This window comes from Variovorax sp. 01N429 (genome assembly GCF_056399425.1).
On sequence record NZ_JBFTRG010000006.1, the window covers coordinates 76,152 to 93,164 of the forward strand.

Annotated in this window: 14 protein-coding genes; 7 read left to right on the forward strand and 7 right to left on the reverse strand. The window is 64.3% G+C overall.

Going from position 1 to position 17,013, the window contains the following annotated elements; all coding sequences use genetic code 11:
• Positions 1 to 32 precede the first annotated feature (32 nt).
• The 6 genes from AC1DSF_RS12630 to AC1DSF_RS12655 all read left to right on the forward strand — a co-directional run bounded on the left by AC1DSF_RS12630 (position 33) and on the right by AC1DSF_RS12655 (position 8,976).
• Entirely contained in the window at positions 33 to 2,570 is a 2,538-nt protein-coding gene (locus tag AC1DSF_RS12630; protein WP_478123216.1) for a hypothetical protein, read from the forward strand.
• Positions 2,571 to 2,592: 22 nt separating this feature from the next.
• Entirely contained in the window at positions 2,593 to 4,464 is a 1,872-nt protein-coding gene (locus tag AC1DSF_RS12635) for a GMC family oxidoreductase (protein ID WP_478123217.1), read from the forward strand.
• Positions 4,465 to 4,525: 61 nt separating this feature from the next.
• Complete coding sequence (locus tag AC1DSF_RS12640) at positions 4,526 to 4,957, forward strand: hypothetical protein (protein ID WP_478123218.1); 432 nt, start codon at positions 4,526 to 4,528, stop codon at positions 4,955 to 4,957.
• A 4-nt stretch (positions 4,958 to 4,961) separates the two neighbouring features.
• A complete protein-coding gene (locus tag AC1DSF_RS12645) occupies positions 4,962 to 6,257 on the forward strand; it encodes a hypothetical protein (RefSeq protein WP_478123219.1) in 1,296 nt (431 codons plus the stop codon).
• The gene (locus tag AC1DSF_RS12650; protein WP_478123220.1) at positions 6,239 to 7,753 is read left to right on the forward strand and encodes a Dyp-type peroxidase; all 1,515 of its coding nucleotides are present in this window, start codon (positions 6,239 to 6,241) and stop codon (positions 7,751 to 7,753) included. The genes AC1DSF_RS12645 and AC1DSF_RS12650 overlap by 19 nt, the downstream gene beginning before the upstream one ends.
• Entirely contained in the window at positions 7,750 to 8,976 is a 1,227-nt protein-coding gene (locus AC1DSF_RS12655) for a catalase family protein (RefSeq protein WP_478123221.1), read from the forward strand. Before AC1DSF_RS12650 ends, AC1DSF_RS12655 begins: the two co-directional genes overlap by 4 nt.
• Positions 8,977 to 8,996: 20 nt before the next feature.
• Here the strand turns inward: AC1DSF_RS12655 and AC1DSF_RS12660 are convergent, their stop codons facing one another.
• From AC1DSF_RS12660 to AC1DSF_RS12680, 5 genes are read right to left on the reverse strand one after another with little or no spacing between them, the layout of a single operon-like run.
• Positions 8,997 to 9,989: an amidohydrolase family protein gene (locus AC1DSF_RS12660; protein ID WP_478123222.1), complete on the reverse strand. Its 993-nt coding sequence runs from the start codon at positions 9,987 to 9,989 to the stop codon at positions 8,997 to 8,999.
• Positions 9,986 to 10,783, reverse strand: coding sequence for an amino acid ABC transporter ATP-binding protein (locus AC1DSF_RS12665; RefSeq protein ID WP_478123223.1), 798 nt, complete (start codon positions 10,781 to 10,783; stop codon positions 9,986 to 9,988). Before AC1DSF_RS12665 ends, AC1DSF_RS12660 begins: the two co-directional genes overlap by 4 nt.
• A gap of 17 nt (positions 10,784 to 10,800) precedes the next feature.
• On the reverse strand, positions 10,801 to 11,910 hold the full coding sequence (locus tag AC1DSF_RS12670) for an amino acid ABC transporter permease (RefSeq protein WP_478123224.1): 1,110 nt from the start codon (positions 11,908 to 11,910) through the stop codon (positions 10,801 to 10,803).
• Positions 11,900 to 12,889 (reverse strand): ABC transporter permease subunit, encoded by a 990-nt coding sequence (locus AC1DSF_RS12675; protein ID WP_478182930.1) that lies wholly within the window; start codon positions 12,887 to 12,889, stop codon positions 11,900 to 11,902. Before AC1DSF_RS12675 ends, AC1DSF_RS12670 begins: the two co-directional genes overlap by 11 nt.
• A 17-nt stretch (positions 12,890 to 12,906) precedes the next feature.
• Entirely contained in the window at positions 12,907 to 13,938 is a 1,032-nt protein-coding gene (locus tag AC1DSF_RS12680) for an amino acid ABC transporter substrate-binding protein (RefSeq protein WP_478123226.1), read from the reverse strand.
• A gap of 186 nt (positions 13,939 to 14,124) precedes the next feature.
• On the opposite strand from AC1DSF_RS12680, the gene AC1DSF_RS12685 reads away from it, so the two are divergent.
• A complete protein-coding gene (locus AC1DSF_RS12685; RefSeq protein ID WP_478123227.1) occupies positions 14,125 to 14,958 on the forward strand; it encodes a mechanosensitive ion channel family protein in 834 nt (277 codons plus the stop codon).
• A 21-nt stretch (positions 14,959 to 14,979) separates the two neighbouring features.
• Here AC1DSF_RS12685 and AC1DSF_RS12690 read toward each other — a convergent pair whose 3' ends face one another.
• Both AC1DSF_RS12690 and AC1DSF_RS12695 read right to left on the reverse strand, forming a co-directional pair.
• On the reverse strand, positions 14,980 to 15,690 hold the full coding sequence (locus AC1DSF_RS12690; protein ID WP_478123228.1) for a glutathione S-transferase: 711 nt from the start codon (positions 15,688 to 15,690) through the stop codon (positions 14,980 to 14,982).
• A complete protein-coding gene (locus AC1DSF_RS12695; protein ID WP_478123956.1) occupies positions 15,657 to 17,003 on the reverse strand; it encodes an MATE family efflux transporter in 1,347 nt (448 codons plus the stop codon). The genes AC1DSF_RS12690 and AC1DSF_RS12695 overlap by 34 nt, the downstream gene beginning before the upstream one ends.
• Positions 17,004 to 17,013: the final 10 nt, after the last annotated feature.

The following is a 17,013-nucleotide window of genomic DNA, read 5'->3' on the forward strand; positions in this document are numbered from 1 at the left end:
CGCCTCACGTCGAACCCGGAGACGCAGGAGAAATGGCAATGATCCGAGCTTGCTGGCGCGCGGCAGCGTTGTGGCCCATGCTCGCTTGCGCTTTGCTGGCGGCTTGCTCCAAGGGACCGCAACCGGGCGAAGTCCTGGACGAGGCACGGCTCGCCGGCCGGGACGCGGCTTCGTTTCCCCAGGCGAGCGAGGACTACTTCCATGACATGGACGGCGGCATTTCGCTGACGCCGGAAGAGATCAAGGGCCGCAACATGTGGCTGGTCTGGAGCGGCGGAAACGACCGCTTCTGGAGCCAGATGACCGACTACACCTTCGGCGCGTTCGACCTGCTGAAGATCATCAGCTCGCATCCGAGCCAAGGCTATTCGCGCGCCAACCGGTGGAAGTACTTCGGGCTGGTGAACGAACCCTGCTTCGAGAACGCCGCCGGCCCCGACAAGGACCGGCGCGGACTGTGGCTCGATGTCCGCAGCAAGGGCTGCGCGCCCGATCCATTCGAGAACGAAAGCAAGTACCCGGGCGTGGCGGTGGGCTCGCGGGGCAAATCGCTCGGCGATGGCACGACGCAACCTGTCGGTTCCTACTACGGATGGGCGACGGGCATTGCGGGTCTGCGTCTTTTTCCCAATCCGGCGTTCGATGAGAAGGCGGCCAAGGAGTGGGATGCGGAGAAGTACTACACCGACCCGAACTACTACAACCGCAAGGACCTCGTGCGGCCGTACCGCGTCGGCATGTCGTGCGGCTTCTGCCATCTGGGGCCGAGCCCCGTCAAGCCGCCAGCGGACCCGAACAACCCCAAGTTCGAGAACCTGAGTTCATCGGTGGGCGCGCAGTACATGTGGGTGGACCGGCTCTTCATCCACAACTCGAACAAGCCGGAAGGGCGGACGAACTACATGTTCCAGCTGGCCCATACGTACCGGCCGGGCACCATGGACACATCGCTGGTGTCCACCGACAGCATCAACAATCCTCGCACCATGAATGCGGTGTATGAATTCATGCCGCGCATGGGACTCGCCAGCCGCCTCGGACAGGAAAAGCTCACCGGCGGCGAACTCAATAACAGGCAGTTCAACGATTTCGTGACTGAAGGGCCGTTGACGGACTTCTTCTCCAAGGCCAACGACAGCGTCCACACGCCGCGCGTTCTCAAGGACGGTGCCGATTCGGTGGGCCTTCTGGGTGCGCTCAATCGGGTGTACCTCAACATCGGCCTTTTCAGCGAGGAATGGCTGCTTCATTTCAATCCGGTCGCCGGCGGCAAGACCATCACGCCGATCAAGATCGCCTCCGCGCAGAAGAACTCGAGCTACTGGCAGGCGACGGAAGCGGGTACCTTCGACACCGCCTTGTTCTTCCTGAAGGCAGCGCGGCCCGATCACCTGAAGGACGCACCGGGCGGAGACAAGTACCTCACCGCCGACACCGCCACGGTGGACCGCGGCAAGATCGCCTTTGCCGACACCTGCGCGCGATGCCACTCCAGCAAGGGACCGCCGCCACCGGCATCGCTCGACCTGACGCCTGCGCGTTGCGCGGGGCCCGGCTATGTCGAATGCTTCAAGCGCTACTGGGGCTGGACACAGACGGACGACTACAAGGCGCAGATGCGAAAGATCGTCCAGACGCCGGACTTTCTCGATGGCAACTATCTCTCGTCCGACCAGCGCGTGCCCGTGACACTGCTGAGGACCAACGCCTGCAGCCCGCTCGCCACCAATGCGCTGCAGGGGAATATCTGGGACAACTTCTCGTCGCAGACCTACAAGAGCCTGCCGTCCGTGGGCACCATCACCGTGAGCGACCCTTTCACCGGCGAGCCCAGGCCCTATGTCATGCCCGCGGGCGGCCGCGGCTTCACACGCGTACCTTCGCTGATCAGTATCTGGTCGACCGCGCCTTTCCTGCTCAACAACACAGTGGGTGAAGCCGATGCGGAGAACAATCCATCGGTCGAGGTCCGCATGAAGGTCTTCGACCAATCGATCGAGCAGATGCTGTGGCCGGAGAAGCGCAAGGGCGATTCGGTGCTGGGCGCGAAGGTGCTGGGCACGATCGACCGCACGACCGAACGCAGCACGCTCACGATCCCGGCCGGCTTTGTGCCGGAGCCGCTGCAGCCCATGCAGGGATCGCTGCATCGCTGGCTACCGTGGCTCTTCAAGGAGGGGGGCGACATCGAGCTCGGCCCCATTCCACAGGGCGTGCCGGTGAACTTGCTTGCGAATATCAAGCTGCGCGCCGAGGCCGACACTGTTGGCGAGACTGCCGGACACGTGAAAGACGCGGGTGAGCTGCTCGTTGCCCTCAAGCAGACACTCGCGACGGCACCTGCGGGCGCCACCGACGAAGAGCTCCGCAAGCACTTCGCGGCCGTCAAGGAGCCGATGCTCGCGTTGAGCAAGTGCCCCGACTTCGTCGTCAACCGGGGGCACTATTTCGGCACGGCGCAGTTCAATCGCCAGGACGGCTTGAGCGCCGACGAAAAAGTTTTCGGCCATGAACCGGAACTGAGCGACGAAGACAAGCACGCGCTGATCTCGTTCCTGAAGACCTTCTGATCGCCGTCCGCCGATCGCGTCCATGCCCGGAGCCGAAACGAACGACTGGGACTATGTCATCGTCGGATCGGGTGCGGGTGGCGGCACGTTGGCGGCACGGCTTGCCGAAGCCGGCATGCGCGTCTTCGTGATCGAGGCCGGCGGTGATCCGCGCAGCGGCGATGAGCGCCTTCCGGATGACTACGATGTGCCGGGCTTTCATGCTTTCGCGTGCGAGAACGCAGCCATGAGCTGGAACTTTCATGTTCGGCACTACGCGGACGACATCCAGCAGGCCAAGGACTGGAAATATTCGCCGGGGCAGGGCGTTCTTTATCCGCGCGCGGCGGGCCTTGGCGGCTGCACGTCGCACAACGCGATGATCTTCATGCTGCCGCACGCTTCGGACTGGAACCACATCGCCAAGCTGACGGGCGACTTGTCCTGGCGAGCATCTTCGATGCGGCGGTATGCCTGGCGCGTCGAGGACTGCCGGCATCGCCCCGTCTGGCGTGCGTTGCGGCACCTGGGGCTCGATCCCACCGGGCACGGCTGGCAGGGGTGGCTCCGCACCGAGAAGGCCATTCCCATGACCGTGCTCGGCGATGACGGCCTTGTGCGCGTGTTGCGCGACACGGCGCACGCCTTCGCGAGCAGCCTGCCGAGCCCATTGCTGAGTACCCTCCGATGGGTTCGCGGCGGCCTGGGCGACCCCAACTCGCGGCGCCTGCGCGGCGGCAGCTTCGAAGGCATCTGCTACACCCCGCTCGCAACTTCCAACCATCGGCGCGTGGGCGTGCGGGAGCGGCTTCTCGGCGTGGCGCAAAGGCATCCCGACCGGCTGCACCTCGAACTCGGCGCGCTGGCGACACGAATCCTCTTTGATGCGGACGGCGGCGCTCGCGGCGTGGAATACCTGAAGGGCGATCGGCTGTATCGCGCGCATGCCAAGCCGAGCGAAGAAGCCGGCGAGCGGCGGGAGGTGATGGCGCGGCGCGAAGTGATCCTCTGCGGCGGCGCTTTCAACACGCCGCAACTGCTCATGCTGTCGGGCATTGGGCCGGCGTCGGAACTGACGGTGCATGGCATCGAGGTGCGCGTCGACCTGCCCGGCGTCGGGCGCAATCTGCAGGACCGGTACGAAGTCGCCATCACCCATCGCATGCGCGATCCCTGGGAAGTGCTGAAGGGCGCCCGCTTCGATCGGGACGACACCTTGTGGCGGCACTGGAACCAGGGCGACTCGGGCATGTACGCATCGAACGGCATCGCACTGGGGGTGGTTCAGCGGTCGAAGGGCGCAAAGGGCAGGGGGCATGAACCGGACCTCTTCTGCATGGCGTTGCTGGCGCGCTTCGAAGGCTATTTCAGCGGCTTCTCGAATTGGATTCGCGACAACCACGACTGTCTGACCTGGGCGGTGTTGAAGGCACATACGCGCAATCGCGCAGGCACCGTGCACCTTCGCTCGGCCGATGCGCGCGACACGCCTCTGGTTGACTTCCACTACTTCGACAAAAGCAGCGACGAAGCCGGCGAAGACCTGAAGGCCATGCTGGAGGCGATCCGCTTCGTGCGGCGCATGACGGAGCCATTGCTCAAGAGCGGATGGATCGCGGAAGAGATCGCGCCGGGGCCGGACGTGCAGAGCGACGAGGTGCTGTCCAACTACGTGCGCAATACCGCGTGGGGACACCACGCCTCCTGCTCATGCCCCATTGGCCCGGAAAGCGAAGGCGGTGTCGTGGACAGTGCCTTCGCAGTGCATGGCGTGAAGCGGCTGCGCGTTGTCGATGCGTCTGTGTTCCCACGCATACCGGGCTTCTTCGTCGTGGCCGCCGTCTACATGGTCGCCGAAAAGGCTGCGGACGCGCTGTTACATCAAGCAGCGCGCACACCCCTTTCGGCAAATTGACGACCCTGGACGATTGGCTGACACTTTCTGAACAGAGGGGCTTCCCCGGAGGAGAACGCGCATGGCTTATGACGCCCAGCAACTGCTCGATATGTCGCAGCAGCAACTCGACGATCTCTTTCGCGAGAGCCCGGCGGGCGACATTCCGACGGGCGAGGCGGAGGGCACAGCGATCATTGCCCCGGGTACCGACGTTTCGGAGCTGATCGCGAAGATCATCAACTTCTTCACCTGGCAGGGCAAAGTGTTCGACCCGGACAAGGGCGAACTGATCAACAAGGTCACGGCCTTCGGCCTGGAAGCCGTCGTCGCCAAGGTGTCAAAAGGCGACAGCTGGCTCGATGGCAAGGAGTGCATAGTCATCGATTACTCGCACACCTCACTGGTGGCGCACTGGATCCGCGACGAGATCAGGCTGATCTCACCGAACTTTTATCTCGGCAAGGTCTACTGGGACAAGAACAGGTTGTTCGACTTCTGTCTTCAGTTCTGATGCGGTGACTCCCCAATCGCACTTCATGGTGATCGCGCCGCTCGCGGCAGGTCGAGAGTCCGAGTTGAAGGCATTGCTGGAGAGCATGAACGCGTTGCCCGGCATGGCGGACCCTGCGAACACCCTGGTGCCATTCGGCGGCTTCGAGCGCTTGCACTTCGCGCGATTTGCGCTGCTCGACAACACGACGATGGCGGACCTCGAAGTCTTCGGGCTTGAGCGGCCGGGCGTGCCGAACTACCTGGTCTTCCTTGGCGAATGCGATGGCCCTGCGCAAGCGCAACTCGCCGAATTCGCTGTCATCGCGGGCGACGGGTTGCGCCGCATCTTCGCCCACTGTGCAGATTTCGATCCCGGCCGAGATCTCTTGACATGGCTCTTGGCACACGATGTGCCCGTGGCCGCAAGCTATGTGAACCGCATCGGCCGCACCGTGCAGCAGATTCATCAGAACAGCGCATTGCAACGCGCGTTGTCCGCGCAGGTGCCGCGCGACGGCACTGCCCAAACCGATCCGCAAGGCACGCGACGGGCATTGCTGGCCTATGTGCAAGAGGAACAACTGGAGGGCCGCATTCTGCTGAACTCCGCCGAGCGAACGCCATTCGACTGGCAACTTCGCAACTGCATCCACGCCATCGGCATCCCGTTGGTCGGGCTCATTCTGCTGCCGCTGGTGCTCGTGCTGTCGCCCTTTGTGATCGTGATGCTGCGCCGCGCAGAGAAGGCTGATCCCGAGTTCTGCCCGCGCCCTGACAGGGCAGCCGTGCTTGAAATGCAGGCGCTCGAAGACCATGACCTCACCAACAGCTTCACGGCCCTCGGGCCGGTCAAGCCCGGATGGTTCCGGCGCTGGCTGACGCAACTCGTGCTGCTGTTGATCAACTACGCCTGCCGGCACATCTTCGGGCGAGGCCATCTGGCACGCGTGCAAACGATCCATTTCGCGCGCTGGGTGTTCATCGACGACAAGCGGCGCGTGCTGTTCGCGAGCAACTACGACGGCAGCCACGAGAGCTACATGGACGACTTCATCAACAAGGCGGCATGGGGACTCAACCTGATCTTCAGCAACGGATTCGGCTGGCCGCGCACCGACTGGCTGGTGATGGGCGGCGCGCGGCACGAACTTCGCTTCAAGTACTACCAGCGCCGGCACCAGTTGCCGACACAGGTCTGGTACAAGGCCTACCCCGGGCTCACTCTCACTGATCTCGACCGCAACCAGCGCATTCGCGACGGCTTCGAAATGACGACCATGAGCGACGCGCAAGCGCTCGCATGGCTGAGGCTTCTATGACGGCGCGCCCTGCAAGATCGGTCGACTACGGCGATGTCCAGGGCCTTGTGCGGTTTGGCTATGGACGCCTCACGCAGGCGTGTTTTCTGCTGCTGCGCGTGACGAACGCCGAGGCCGCGCGCGCATGGCTGGCCGCCGCGCCCGTCACCAGTGCGACGCGACGCGATTCGCCGCCGGAGACGGCGCTGCAGATCGCATTCACCAGTGCCGGCTTGCGTGCACTCGGTGTGGGCGAAGACATCATCGAAGGCTTCTCGTCCGAGTTCATCGTCGGCATGAGCAGCGACTCCAGTCGCGCGCGCCGCCTCGGCGATGTCGGTGCGAATGATCCGGCGCACTGGCATTGGGGCGGCACCGACGACACGATGCCGCATGTGATGGTGATGCTCTACGCATTGCCTGGCGGGCTGATCGACTGGGGCGGCATCGCCATGGCTGGCGCGGAGGAAGGCTTCGAGCAGTTGGCCATCCTCGACACCTCCGACATGGACGGCGTCGAGCCCTTCGGATTTGTCGACGGTATCTCGGAACCCACGGTCGATTGGCAACGCGAGCGTGCGCCACGCGACCACGAGCGCCAGGACTACACCAATCTCTCGTGCCTCGGCGAATACCTGCTCGGCTATCCAAATGAGTACGGGAGCTTCACCGATCGGCCTTTGCTCGACGCACAGCGCGACCCCGACGCGGTGCTCGCGCGCGCCGAAGACGATCCGGACAAGGCGGACCTCGGCCTCAACGGCAGCTACCTGGTGCTTCGCCAACTGGAGCAAGACGTCGGCGGCTTCTGGCGTTTCATCGACCGCGAAGCGCAAGGCGATCCTGTAGCGCGCAAGCAGTTGGCCGAAGCGATGGTGGGACGAACGATGGAAGGCGAGCCGCTGATGGGCCGCCCCGATGAAGCCATCGACGGCGAGAGCGATCCTCTCAATACCTTCACCTACCGCGATGACATCAGGGGCGTGCGCTGTCCGGTCGGTGCGCACATCCGGCGCAGCAATCCCCGCAACGCCGATCTTCCGCCGGGAGAGCCGGGATTCATTTCGTGGGCGGTGCGCACGCTCGGCTTCGATGCCGACGCGCTTGCCAACGACCTCGTGTCGTCGACGCGTTTTCATCGGCTGCTGCGCCGCGGCCGCGAGTACGGCCCTGGCATGACGCTGGACGATGCCCTCGCGGGCCGCAGTGCGGGTGAGGGCATCGGCCTGCACTTCATCTGCCTTGGCGCGAACATCGCACGTCAGTTCGAGTTCGTGCAGTCCGCATGGTTGTCGGGCGTCCGGTTCGACGGCCTTGCCGACGAGAGCGATCCGCTCATCGGAAGCCATCTGCCGCGCGTTGACGGCACCGCCGCCGGCAGCTTTTCCATGCCAGTGCCTTCCGGCCCATCGCGGCGGGTGTGCGGACTGCCGCAGTTCGTCACCGTGCTCGGCGGCGCCTACTTCTTCCTGCCGGGACTGCGCGCGCTGCGGTACATCTCGAGGATCGAACCATGAACTCGAACGTGAGCCGCCCCACGCCTCGGGCCAATACGGGGTCCGCCTGGCGCAATCTGGTGAGCGATGCGGGCATGGCGATGATCCGCATCGAACGCCGCTTCGATCCCTTTGTGCGGCCGGCCTTCGATGCGCTCCTGCGTGACCCGCTCGCGCGCTTGGCCACCTCCCTGATCAACAGCCGTCGCACGGACGAAGGGCTCCAGATTGCGGAAGAACGGCTGTTGCCGGACGAGGAGAGCTTCACGGATTCGATCGTCAAGAGCTTCACGCGGCAAATGACCGACCTCTGGAAACCCGGCGGCTTCGAGCGCGGCGGCAACACCAAGACGCAAGGCATCGTGCGCGGCGAATTCATCGTGCACGACGACATACCGGAGCACATGAAGCGCGGCATCTACGCAAATGCGCAGACGTTTCCTGCGTGGGTGCGCTTTTCAGGGCCCGGCCCCTACATCACGCCGGACATCGACGACGTGGGCTTCATGAGCATCAGTATCAAGCTGATGGGCGTCCCCGGACCGAAGCTGATGGACGACGAGAAGCACACGCTGGACATGTTCGCGGTCTCGACCCCGACCTTTGTCACGCCCGACGCCAGGTGCAATGCGGCATTGCAGATCGAGAGCGTGAAGAACGCGCAGATCTTCTATTTCGTCAACTTGCGTGAGTCGCACATGCTCGATCTGATCATGCAGTCGCTGTTCATCAAGACCCAGAGCAGTCCCTTCGAGGCGCCGTATTTCAGTTGCGTGCCTTACCTGATGGGCGAAGGGCAGGCGATGCAGTATTCGATATGGCCGAAGACCCCAAAGCGCACGCCCATACCGCGCCTGCCGTTTCGCCCGCCCGACGACTATCTGCGCAAGGCCATGGTGGCTTCGCTCACGGAAGGCGACGTCGAACTCGATGTCCGCGTGCAGATGCAGACCGATCCGCACCTCATGCCGATCGAGAACGCCGGCGTGCTGTGGCCCGAGAAGCTGTCTCCGCGCGTCAGCGTCGCGACGCTGCGGCTGCCGCGCCAGAAGTTCGACTCGCGCGCGCAGATGGAATTCGCCAAACGGCTGTCATACAACCCATGGCACACCATTCCCGACCATCGCCCGCTTGGCAACCAGAGCCGGGCGCGAAAGCGGATGTACTGGGCGTTGTCGACACTGCGGCACAACATGAACGCGATGCCGCACTATGAGCCTGACGGGGACGAGGTGTTCGATTAAAGGAACGCGCGCAGGGACCCTCAGCCGAGCTTGAAGATACGCTGCGCGTTGCCCGAGCGCACCGCGGCGGTCTGCTCGGCCGGCAGCCTTGCCGTGTTGGCGAATGCGCCCTTGGTGTCGTGCACCTGATGCGGCCAATCGGTACCGAACATCACGTGTTCGGCGCCGACCACCGAGATCAGGTACTGCAGCGCGCCCAGGTTGTAGGTGATGCTGTCGTAGTAGATGTGGCGCAGGTAGTCGGTCGGTTTGCGCTTCATCTGGCGACGGCTTGGGATCTCGACCTCGTCGCCCTTCTCGAAGCGGCCGACGAGGTAGGGCAGGGTGCCGCCACCGTGCGAAGCGATGATCTTCAGATTGGGATACTGGTCGAAGAAGCCTTCGAAGATCATGCGCGTGATCGCCAGCGTGGTGTCGAACATGAAGCCTACCGACCAGCTCAGGTCGAACTTGGTCATGTCCATCATGTCGACGCCGGGCGGGTCCGTCGGGTGCACGAGCACCGGCAGGCCACGCTTGTCGATCTCGGCCCATATGGGTGCGAAGAGCGGATCGGTCAGGCTTCGGCCCGCGATGTTCGCCAGAACCATGACGCCGACGGCGCCGGCCGTGCGGTTGTCGCAAGTGCGCTGCAGCTCTTCGATGGCACGCTGTGGATATTCCCAAGGCAGCGACGTGAACCAGCGGATGCGATCGGGGTACGTGGTCTGCGCCTCGGCCATCGTGTCGTTCGACTCCACCGCTGCCCGGCAGCTGATCTCTTCGTTGCCCCAATAGACATTGGGGCAGGTGAGCGACACCACCGACACGTCGATGCCTGCCGCATCCATGTGCTTGATGCGCAGGTCATAGTCGAAGTGCCCGCGCTGCGGAAGCACGACCGGGGTGTCGCCTCGGAAGATCTCCTGCTGGCCATCGGGCCGCATCTTGATGTTGTAGATCCCGCCCTCTTTCTTGAGCAGTTCGAGCCACCGGGTGGTGAACATGTGGGTGTGAACGTCGATGACTGTCATGGTCTTGTATCTCCAGTGTTCAGGAAGGCCCGCAGGCGCGGGCTTTGTGGTCGGTCGAAAAAATCGTTGGGCGGTGCGGTCTCGATGATCTGGCCTTGGTCCATGAAGATCAGGCGGTCGGCGACGCGGCGCGCGAAGCCCATCTCGTGCGTGACGATCAGCATCGTCATGCCTTCACTCGCCAGGCCCTCCATGGTTTGCAAGACTTCGTTCACCATCTCGGGGTCGAGTGAAGCGGTGGGCTCGTCGAAGAGCACCACCTGAGGCTTCGTGCACAGCGTGCGTGCAATGGCAACGCGCTGCTGCTGCCCGCCGGAGAGCTGTGCCGGATGCTTGTGCGCATGGTCGCGCAGACCGACGCGTTCAAGGTAGTGCATGGCGCGCGCATGCGCCTCCTTGCGGCTGACACCCATGCCCCACACAGGGCCGACCGTGAGATTCTGGAGGGCGGTCATGTGCGGGAAGAGATTGAACTGCTGGAACACCATCCCCACGCGCCGGTTCACGGCAAGCCGCGCGCTGCGCGTGATCTCGTCGGCGCCGACCTCGACACCGCAAACATGCAGATGCCCTTCCTGGAACGGCTCCAGCAGGTTGATGGTGCGCACCAGCGTCGACTTACCCGAGCCCGATGGGCCGCAGATCACGATGCGTTCGCCGGCCATCACTTGCAGGTCGATGTCGCGCAGCGCGTGGTAGTCGCCGTACCACTTGTTGATGCCCGTCATCCTCACCATGGCGGTGGCGGTTGCTTCGCTGGAGGCTCTGGAAGGCGCGGGTGGCATGTTCGTCATCGAGGATTCAATCGCTGTCAGCGCGAGCCTTCGAGGCGTTGGCTGTAGCGCGAGAGGCCCCAGCAGACGGCAAGATAGGCGAGCGCGAGAAAGACATGGCCCGAAGTCAGGATGTTGGCGTCGCCCACCCAACCGGGTGACTTGGCACCGGTCTCGACCGCGCCGAGCAGATCGTTGACGCCGATCACCGACAGAAGCGTGGTCTCCTTGATGATCGCAATCATGATGTTGACCAGCGCCGGCACCACCGCCGTCACCGCCTGGGGCAGCACGATGAGGCGCAACGCCATGAAGTCGCTGAGACCCACGGTCGTCGCTGCTTCGAACTGCCCGCGTCCGATCGATTGCAGCCCGCCGCGAAAGACTTCCGCCGCCATCGCTGCATTGAACAGCGCGAAAGCGGCGAGGGCGCGCGAGAAAAGATCGACGTCCAGGCCTCTGGGCAAGAACATCGGCAGCAATGTCGCCGCGATGAACAGCACGACCAGCAAGGGCACTGAGCGCATGGATTCGACGAACGCCGCACAGAGCCATCGAACCACGGGCAATCGGGAGCGGCGGCCGAGCGCGAGCGCGAGCCCCATTGGCAGGGCAGTGGCAAAGGTGGCGAGCGTCACGACCAAAGTGAGCAGCAGGCCGCCCCAGCGCGTCGGCGGCACGAAGGGCAGAACGCCGCCGCCGAGCAACAGCAAGAAGAAGATCACCGGCAGCAACACGAAGCCGATCAACACGCGCTGCAGGCTGGCACCGCGCGCGCGACGGATCACCCAGGTCCAGAACAAAGCGAACCCTGCGAAGCAGGCCCACGCGCGCCAAAGCTGGTCCGACGGATAGTCGCCCACCAGCCAGGGCTTCCATCGCGCAGTCACGAAGGCCCAGCAGGCGCCGCGGCTGTCGGGGCAAGCGTCGCTCGAAGTGCCTGTCCAATGGGCATTCACCACGGCCCAGTCAAGAAAGCGCCATGCCATGAGGATGACCCCCAATAGCAACAGCAGCGAGATCAATCCCATGGCCGGCCCCGGAAACCAGATCCTGCGCCATCGCATGAGCGCGGTCGTCGTGGCCGCCGGAAGCGGCCGCGCGGCGATCAGTGCGCCACGCACATAGCGGCTCGTGTCAACGTGCATGGCGTTTCATCAAGCGGCGGTTTGCCAGGTTCACCAGAAAGGCAATGGCGAGATTGATGGCCGCATACAGAAGGACCACCAGCGCCATTGCCTCGAGCGCTTGGCCGGTCTGGCTCAGCACCGTTCCGCCGACGATCTGCATGACGTCCGGATAGCCGATGGCGGCGGCGAGCGACGATGCCTTCGCGAGCGTCTGGTATTGCCCGGCAGCCGGAGGCAGTGCCACGCGCAACGCTTGCGGCAGAACCACCAGCAAGGCGGCACGCGCGCCGCTCAGTCCCACCGTGGCAGCGGCCTCCGATTGCCCGCGCGGGACCGACAGGATGCCCGCACGAAAGATTTCCGCAAGAAAAGTGCTGTTGTAGATCGACAGGCCCAGCGTCAGCGCGATGAGTTCGGGCAAGAGCGCAAAGCCGCCGCTGACGTTGAAGCCCTCCACCACGGGCATGTCCCAGCTCAACCCGTTCGCGCCCGACATCATCAGGTGCGGCAGGAACAGTCCGCGGTTGTTCAGCAATGCAGGGCCGAGGTGCAGGCTCTCGCCCACGTCCGGCAGCAGCGCAATCGCCGAGAAGTACCAGAAGAAGATCTGCAGCAGCATCGGGATGTTGCGAAACACCTCGACGTAAGTTGTCGAAGTCCCGCGCACCAGCGGATGCGTGCTGAGCCGTCCGAATGCAATGAAGAGTGCGATGACCGTGCTGAACACGATGGCCAGCGTCACGACCAGCAGCGTGTTGAGCGTCGCCACCAGGATGGCGTGGCCGTAGGTCGATGCCGGCCCGAACGGGACGAGCGCCTGCGCAATCTCGAAGCCCGCTTCGGTGCGCAGGAAGCCCCAGCCGATCGAGACGCCGAGCGTGTGCGCATTGGTGAGGAAGTTCGAGACGCCGCGCCACGCCAGCCATCCGATCACGGCCAGCAACGAAAGCTGCAGGACATACCCCGGCAGCCGTTCGATGAGAACGGCGCGGGACATCTTGCGAGCTTGTCTCTTCAACGGACTGGAATCGCCATCATCAGGCCGCCGTTGGCGACCAGTGCATTGCGGCCACGGTCAAGGCGCAGGGCGGTTTTCGGGCCGACGTTGCGATCCCACACGTCACCGTAGTTGCCCACGGCCTTGATCGCCTTGTAGGCCCAGTCCGGGTTCACGCCGAGCTTGACGCCGAAGTCGCCCGTCGTGCCCAGAAGGCGCTGAACGTCCGGGCTTTGCGAGTTGCGCTGCTCGTCGACGTTGGCTTGCGTGATGCCGAGTTCTTCCGCCGCCACCAGCGCATTCATGGTGAAGCGCACGAGGGCTTCCCACCGCGGCTGTCCTTGCGCCACGATCGGCCCGATGGGCTCGTTGGAAACGGTCTCGGCCAGCACCTTGAACTCATCGCGATTCGGCAGCTTGGCGAGCCGCGCCGCCAGGCCCGAGCGGTCGTTGATGGCCGCGTCGCAGCGCTTGCCGACGAAAGCGTCCCACGCCTGCTCCTGCGAGGCGAAGGTCACGATCTTGTACTTGAGCTTGTGCGCGCGGAAGTAGTCCGCCACGATGAGTTCCGACGTGCTGCCCTGCGCCGTGCAGATCGTGGCGTTGTTCAGGTCGGCGATCTTGCTGGCCTTGGACTTGGTCGTGACGGCAAAGCCCTGGCCGTCGAAGAACATCACCTTCGGGAACTTGAGGCCACTCACGTCGCGGCTTTGCGTCCATGTAAAGCGGTGCGTGAGCACGTCGACAGCACCGGTGGGCAGTCCGGCAAAGGCCGTCTTGAGGTCCATCGGCACGAGCTGGATCTTCGTGTCGTCGCCCAGCGTCGCGGCGGCGATGGCCTTGCACAGGTCGACGTCGAAGCCTTCGCGCTTGCCGGCGTTGTCTTCGGCCGAGAAACCCGGCGCGGCCAGCGTGACGCCGCACTTGACGACGCCATGCGCCTTCACGTCGTCGAGCACGTCGGCCCGCGCGATGCCTGTGAGCGCCCCCAGCGCGGCGAGGGCGAGCAATGTCTTTCGTGCAGTCGAGAGGGATCTTGGCTTGCGCATGTGTCTCTGTGGTTGTTTGGATCGCGGTGCAGCGTATCACCGGTCGTCGATGTATCCGACCCACAGAAACCCTGCCGGAGCAGACCGGAGACCCTCCACATTCGCATCGGCGAGGTCCTACGCGGCTCGCCGCGGCGCGTGTCTAGACTGCGAGGCCACATTCACGCAAAGCCAGAGGCGAAAGACATGCACGCGCTGACAGTGGGGGGAATCGACCTGCTTTCCTTCCTGGGCCCCGACACGCTGGTCGGGGCCTTGATCTATCTTGTTCTGTTCATGGTGGGCGCGTCGATCCTGTCGCGCGGACTGACGCTGGCCGTGCACAAGGCGATGACGCGGCGCGAATACATCGACCGCACCACGATCAACTTCGTGCAGCAATTGGCAACTGCGCTGATCTGGGTGCTGGCACTGATCCTGTATGCGCATCTCATTCCTGCGCTGCGGGCCATGGGCACTGCGCTGCTGGCCGGTGCCAGCGTGGCTTCCGTCGTCATCGGCCTGGCCGCACAAAGCACGCTGGGAAACCTGGTGGCGGGCGTCGCCATCACCATCTACCGCCCGTTTCGTCTGGGTGACACGCTGCAGGTCACCGCGCCGAGCGGCACCGAGGTCGGCGAGGTGGAGATCATCTCGCTGGGCTACACCACGCTGAGGACTTGGGACGGACGGATGGTGGTGCTTCCGAACAGCGTCGCCGCGAGCCAAGTGACGATCAACCTGACGGCCAACACCCCGCATTTTCCGATGAAGGTTGAGATCGGAATCGGCCGCGATGCGGACATCGACGCGGCCTGCTCGCGGGCGCTTGCGGTTGCGACCGACACACTCGGGCCCGATGCGGTGGGCTCCTGCGTACTGACCCGCATCGACGGCACCACCGCGCAACTCGAACTGCGCTTTCGCACGGACGACGACAAGAGCATCGCCGCGACGCGATCGAAGCTGTTGACCCGTCTCGCGGGGAGCTTCGGCAGCGATCCTGCGTGGGGTCCGGCGCCGGGGCCGACCTTCTCCTGAGCCGCGCCTCGACGCGAGAGCTCAGGCGCTTGCCGGAAAGCGGATGCCGGGCTCGCCGGCGCGCCACTGCGGATACTTTTGCATCACCCGCGCAAAGATCGGCGCGTTCAACCGTGCCGCAAGCCACTCGCGCAGAGGCGGCCAGGGCTGTGCGTCGAACCACGCCAGATCGACTTGCGCGAACTGACGCACGAAAGGTGCGATCGCGATGTCCGCCAAGCCGGGTTGCTCGCCATGCAGGCAGCGCGACGTCTGCAAGCGCACATCGAGCCGCATTAGAAAAGCAGTGCCTTGCATGCGGTGCGTCTCGGCATCGCCGCCCGGCTGCCGCTGCGGATACTTGTAGCCATCCAGATGCCGCTTGAAATCGCCGTCGCATTCGGCGATGAGACTCAGCGTGGCCTCGAGCGCCTCTGCGCTTTCCGGCAACCATCCTTGCGGATCGTTTCGCCGCAAGGCCCAGAGCATGATGTCCAGGCTTTGGTCGATGACACGGCCATCCACATCGACCAGCACCGGCACCGTTCCCTTGGGCGAAGCCGCGAGCAACTCGGAAGGCTTGTCGCGCAGTACCACTTCGCGCAGCTCGCACGTTTGGCCGCTTGCCGCGATGGCCATGCGCGCACGCATGGCATAGGGGCAGCGGCGGAACGAGTACAGGACGGGGAGGGCCGCGCGAGGTGGCGCGTCCCCGGCGTTCAGATCAACCGGCGAATCGTCTTCTTGCGCCATACGAAGCGGTAGTAGCAAGCCTGCATCGTCAGCATCGCCGTGAAGGCGGCCGGATATGCGATCCAGATGCCGTTGAGGCCGAATCGATGGCTCATCCACCATGCCACCGGAACCTCGATCAGCGCGATGCAGAAGATCGAGATGCTCGTCGGCACAAGCACCGAGCCGCTTGCCCGCATGATCCCCGACAGCGCGGAGCCCATGCCGAAGATCACCGTGCTCCAAAGCATGATGTGCAGCAGCGTCTGCGCCACCTCGATCACCGGTTCGCTGGTGATGAAGAAGCCCATCAGCGGGCGCGAGAACAGATAGCCGAGCACCACCAGCGATCCCGTGAGCACGAGATTCATCTGCAGCGCCGTACGCGTGATGGCTCCGAGGCGATTGACCTGCCCCGCGCCGATAGCTTGCGCGCCGAGGATGGACGCAGTGATCGCGATCGATATCGCCGGAAACTGCACGTACGCCACCACCTGGTTCACCGCACCATAGGCCGCCGTTGCATGCGAGCCGTACGAATTGACGAAGGAAAGCAGGGCGATCTCGGCCAGCGACACGACGATCATCTGCACTCCCGTCGGCACGCCGACCTTGAGCACAGCCTTGAGCAGCGCAGGCCGCACGCGCAGGTGACGCATGAAGTCGGCATCGGGCGCAAGCGGACTCTTCTTGCGCCGCAAGTGAAAAGCGAGCCATGCCGTCGCGACCACGAACGAGATCACCGTGGCACACGCGCCGCTCGCCACGCCAAGCTGGGGCAGACCGAACCAGCCGCGGATGAGCGCGGGGGTGATCACCAGGCCGAGCAAGGTCGAGATCATCAGCGTATAGAGCGGCGTCACCGTGTCGCCCACGCCGCGCAGCATGGCGGTCGACAGCAGGAACACGAAGAGCCCGGGCATCGCGATCAGGATGATTCGCGCGTAGCTGGTGGCGTCGGCGAGGATGTCGGGCGGCGTGCCCAGCAGGCGCAGCATCGGCTCGGTGAACGCGCCGCCGAACAGGGCCACGCAAAGGCCGAACAGCACGCCCACGGTGAGCGTCGTGCCAGCCACGGCCCGAGCCTTGTCGGGCTCGCGCGCGCCCCAGGCTTGGCCGATGAGCACGGACGCGCCGGCGCCGAGGCCGATGGTGAAGGCAATGAAGAAGAACATCACCGGAAAGAAGCCCGACACCGCCGCGAGCGCGCCGACGCCGATCATCTGTCCGAGATAGACGTTGTTCAGCGTACCCGACAGAGATTGCAGGATGTTGCTCAACAACATCGGCGCAAGAAAGATCAGGAAAGTCTTCCACAGCGGGCGCGACGCCATGGCGGCCGCC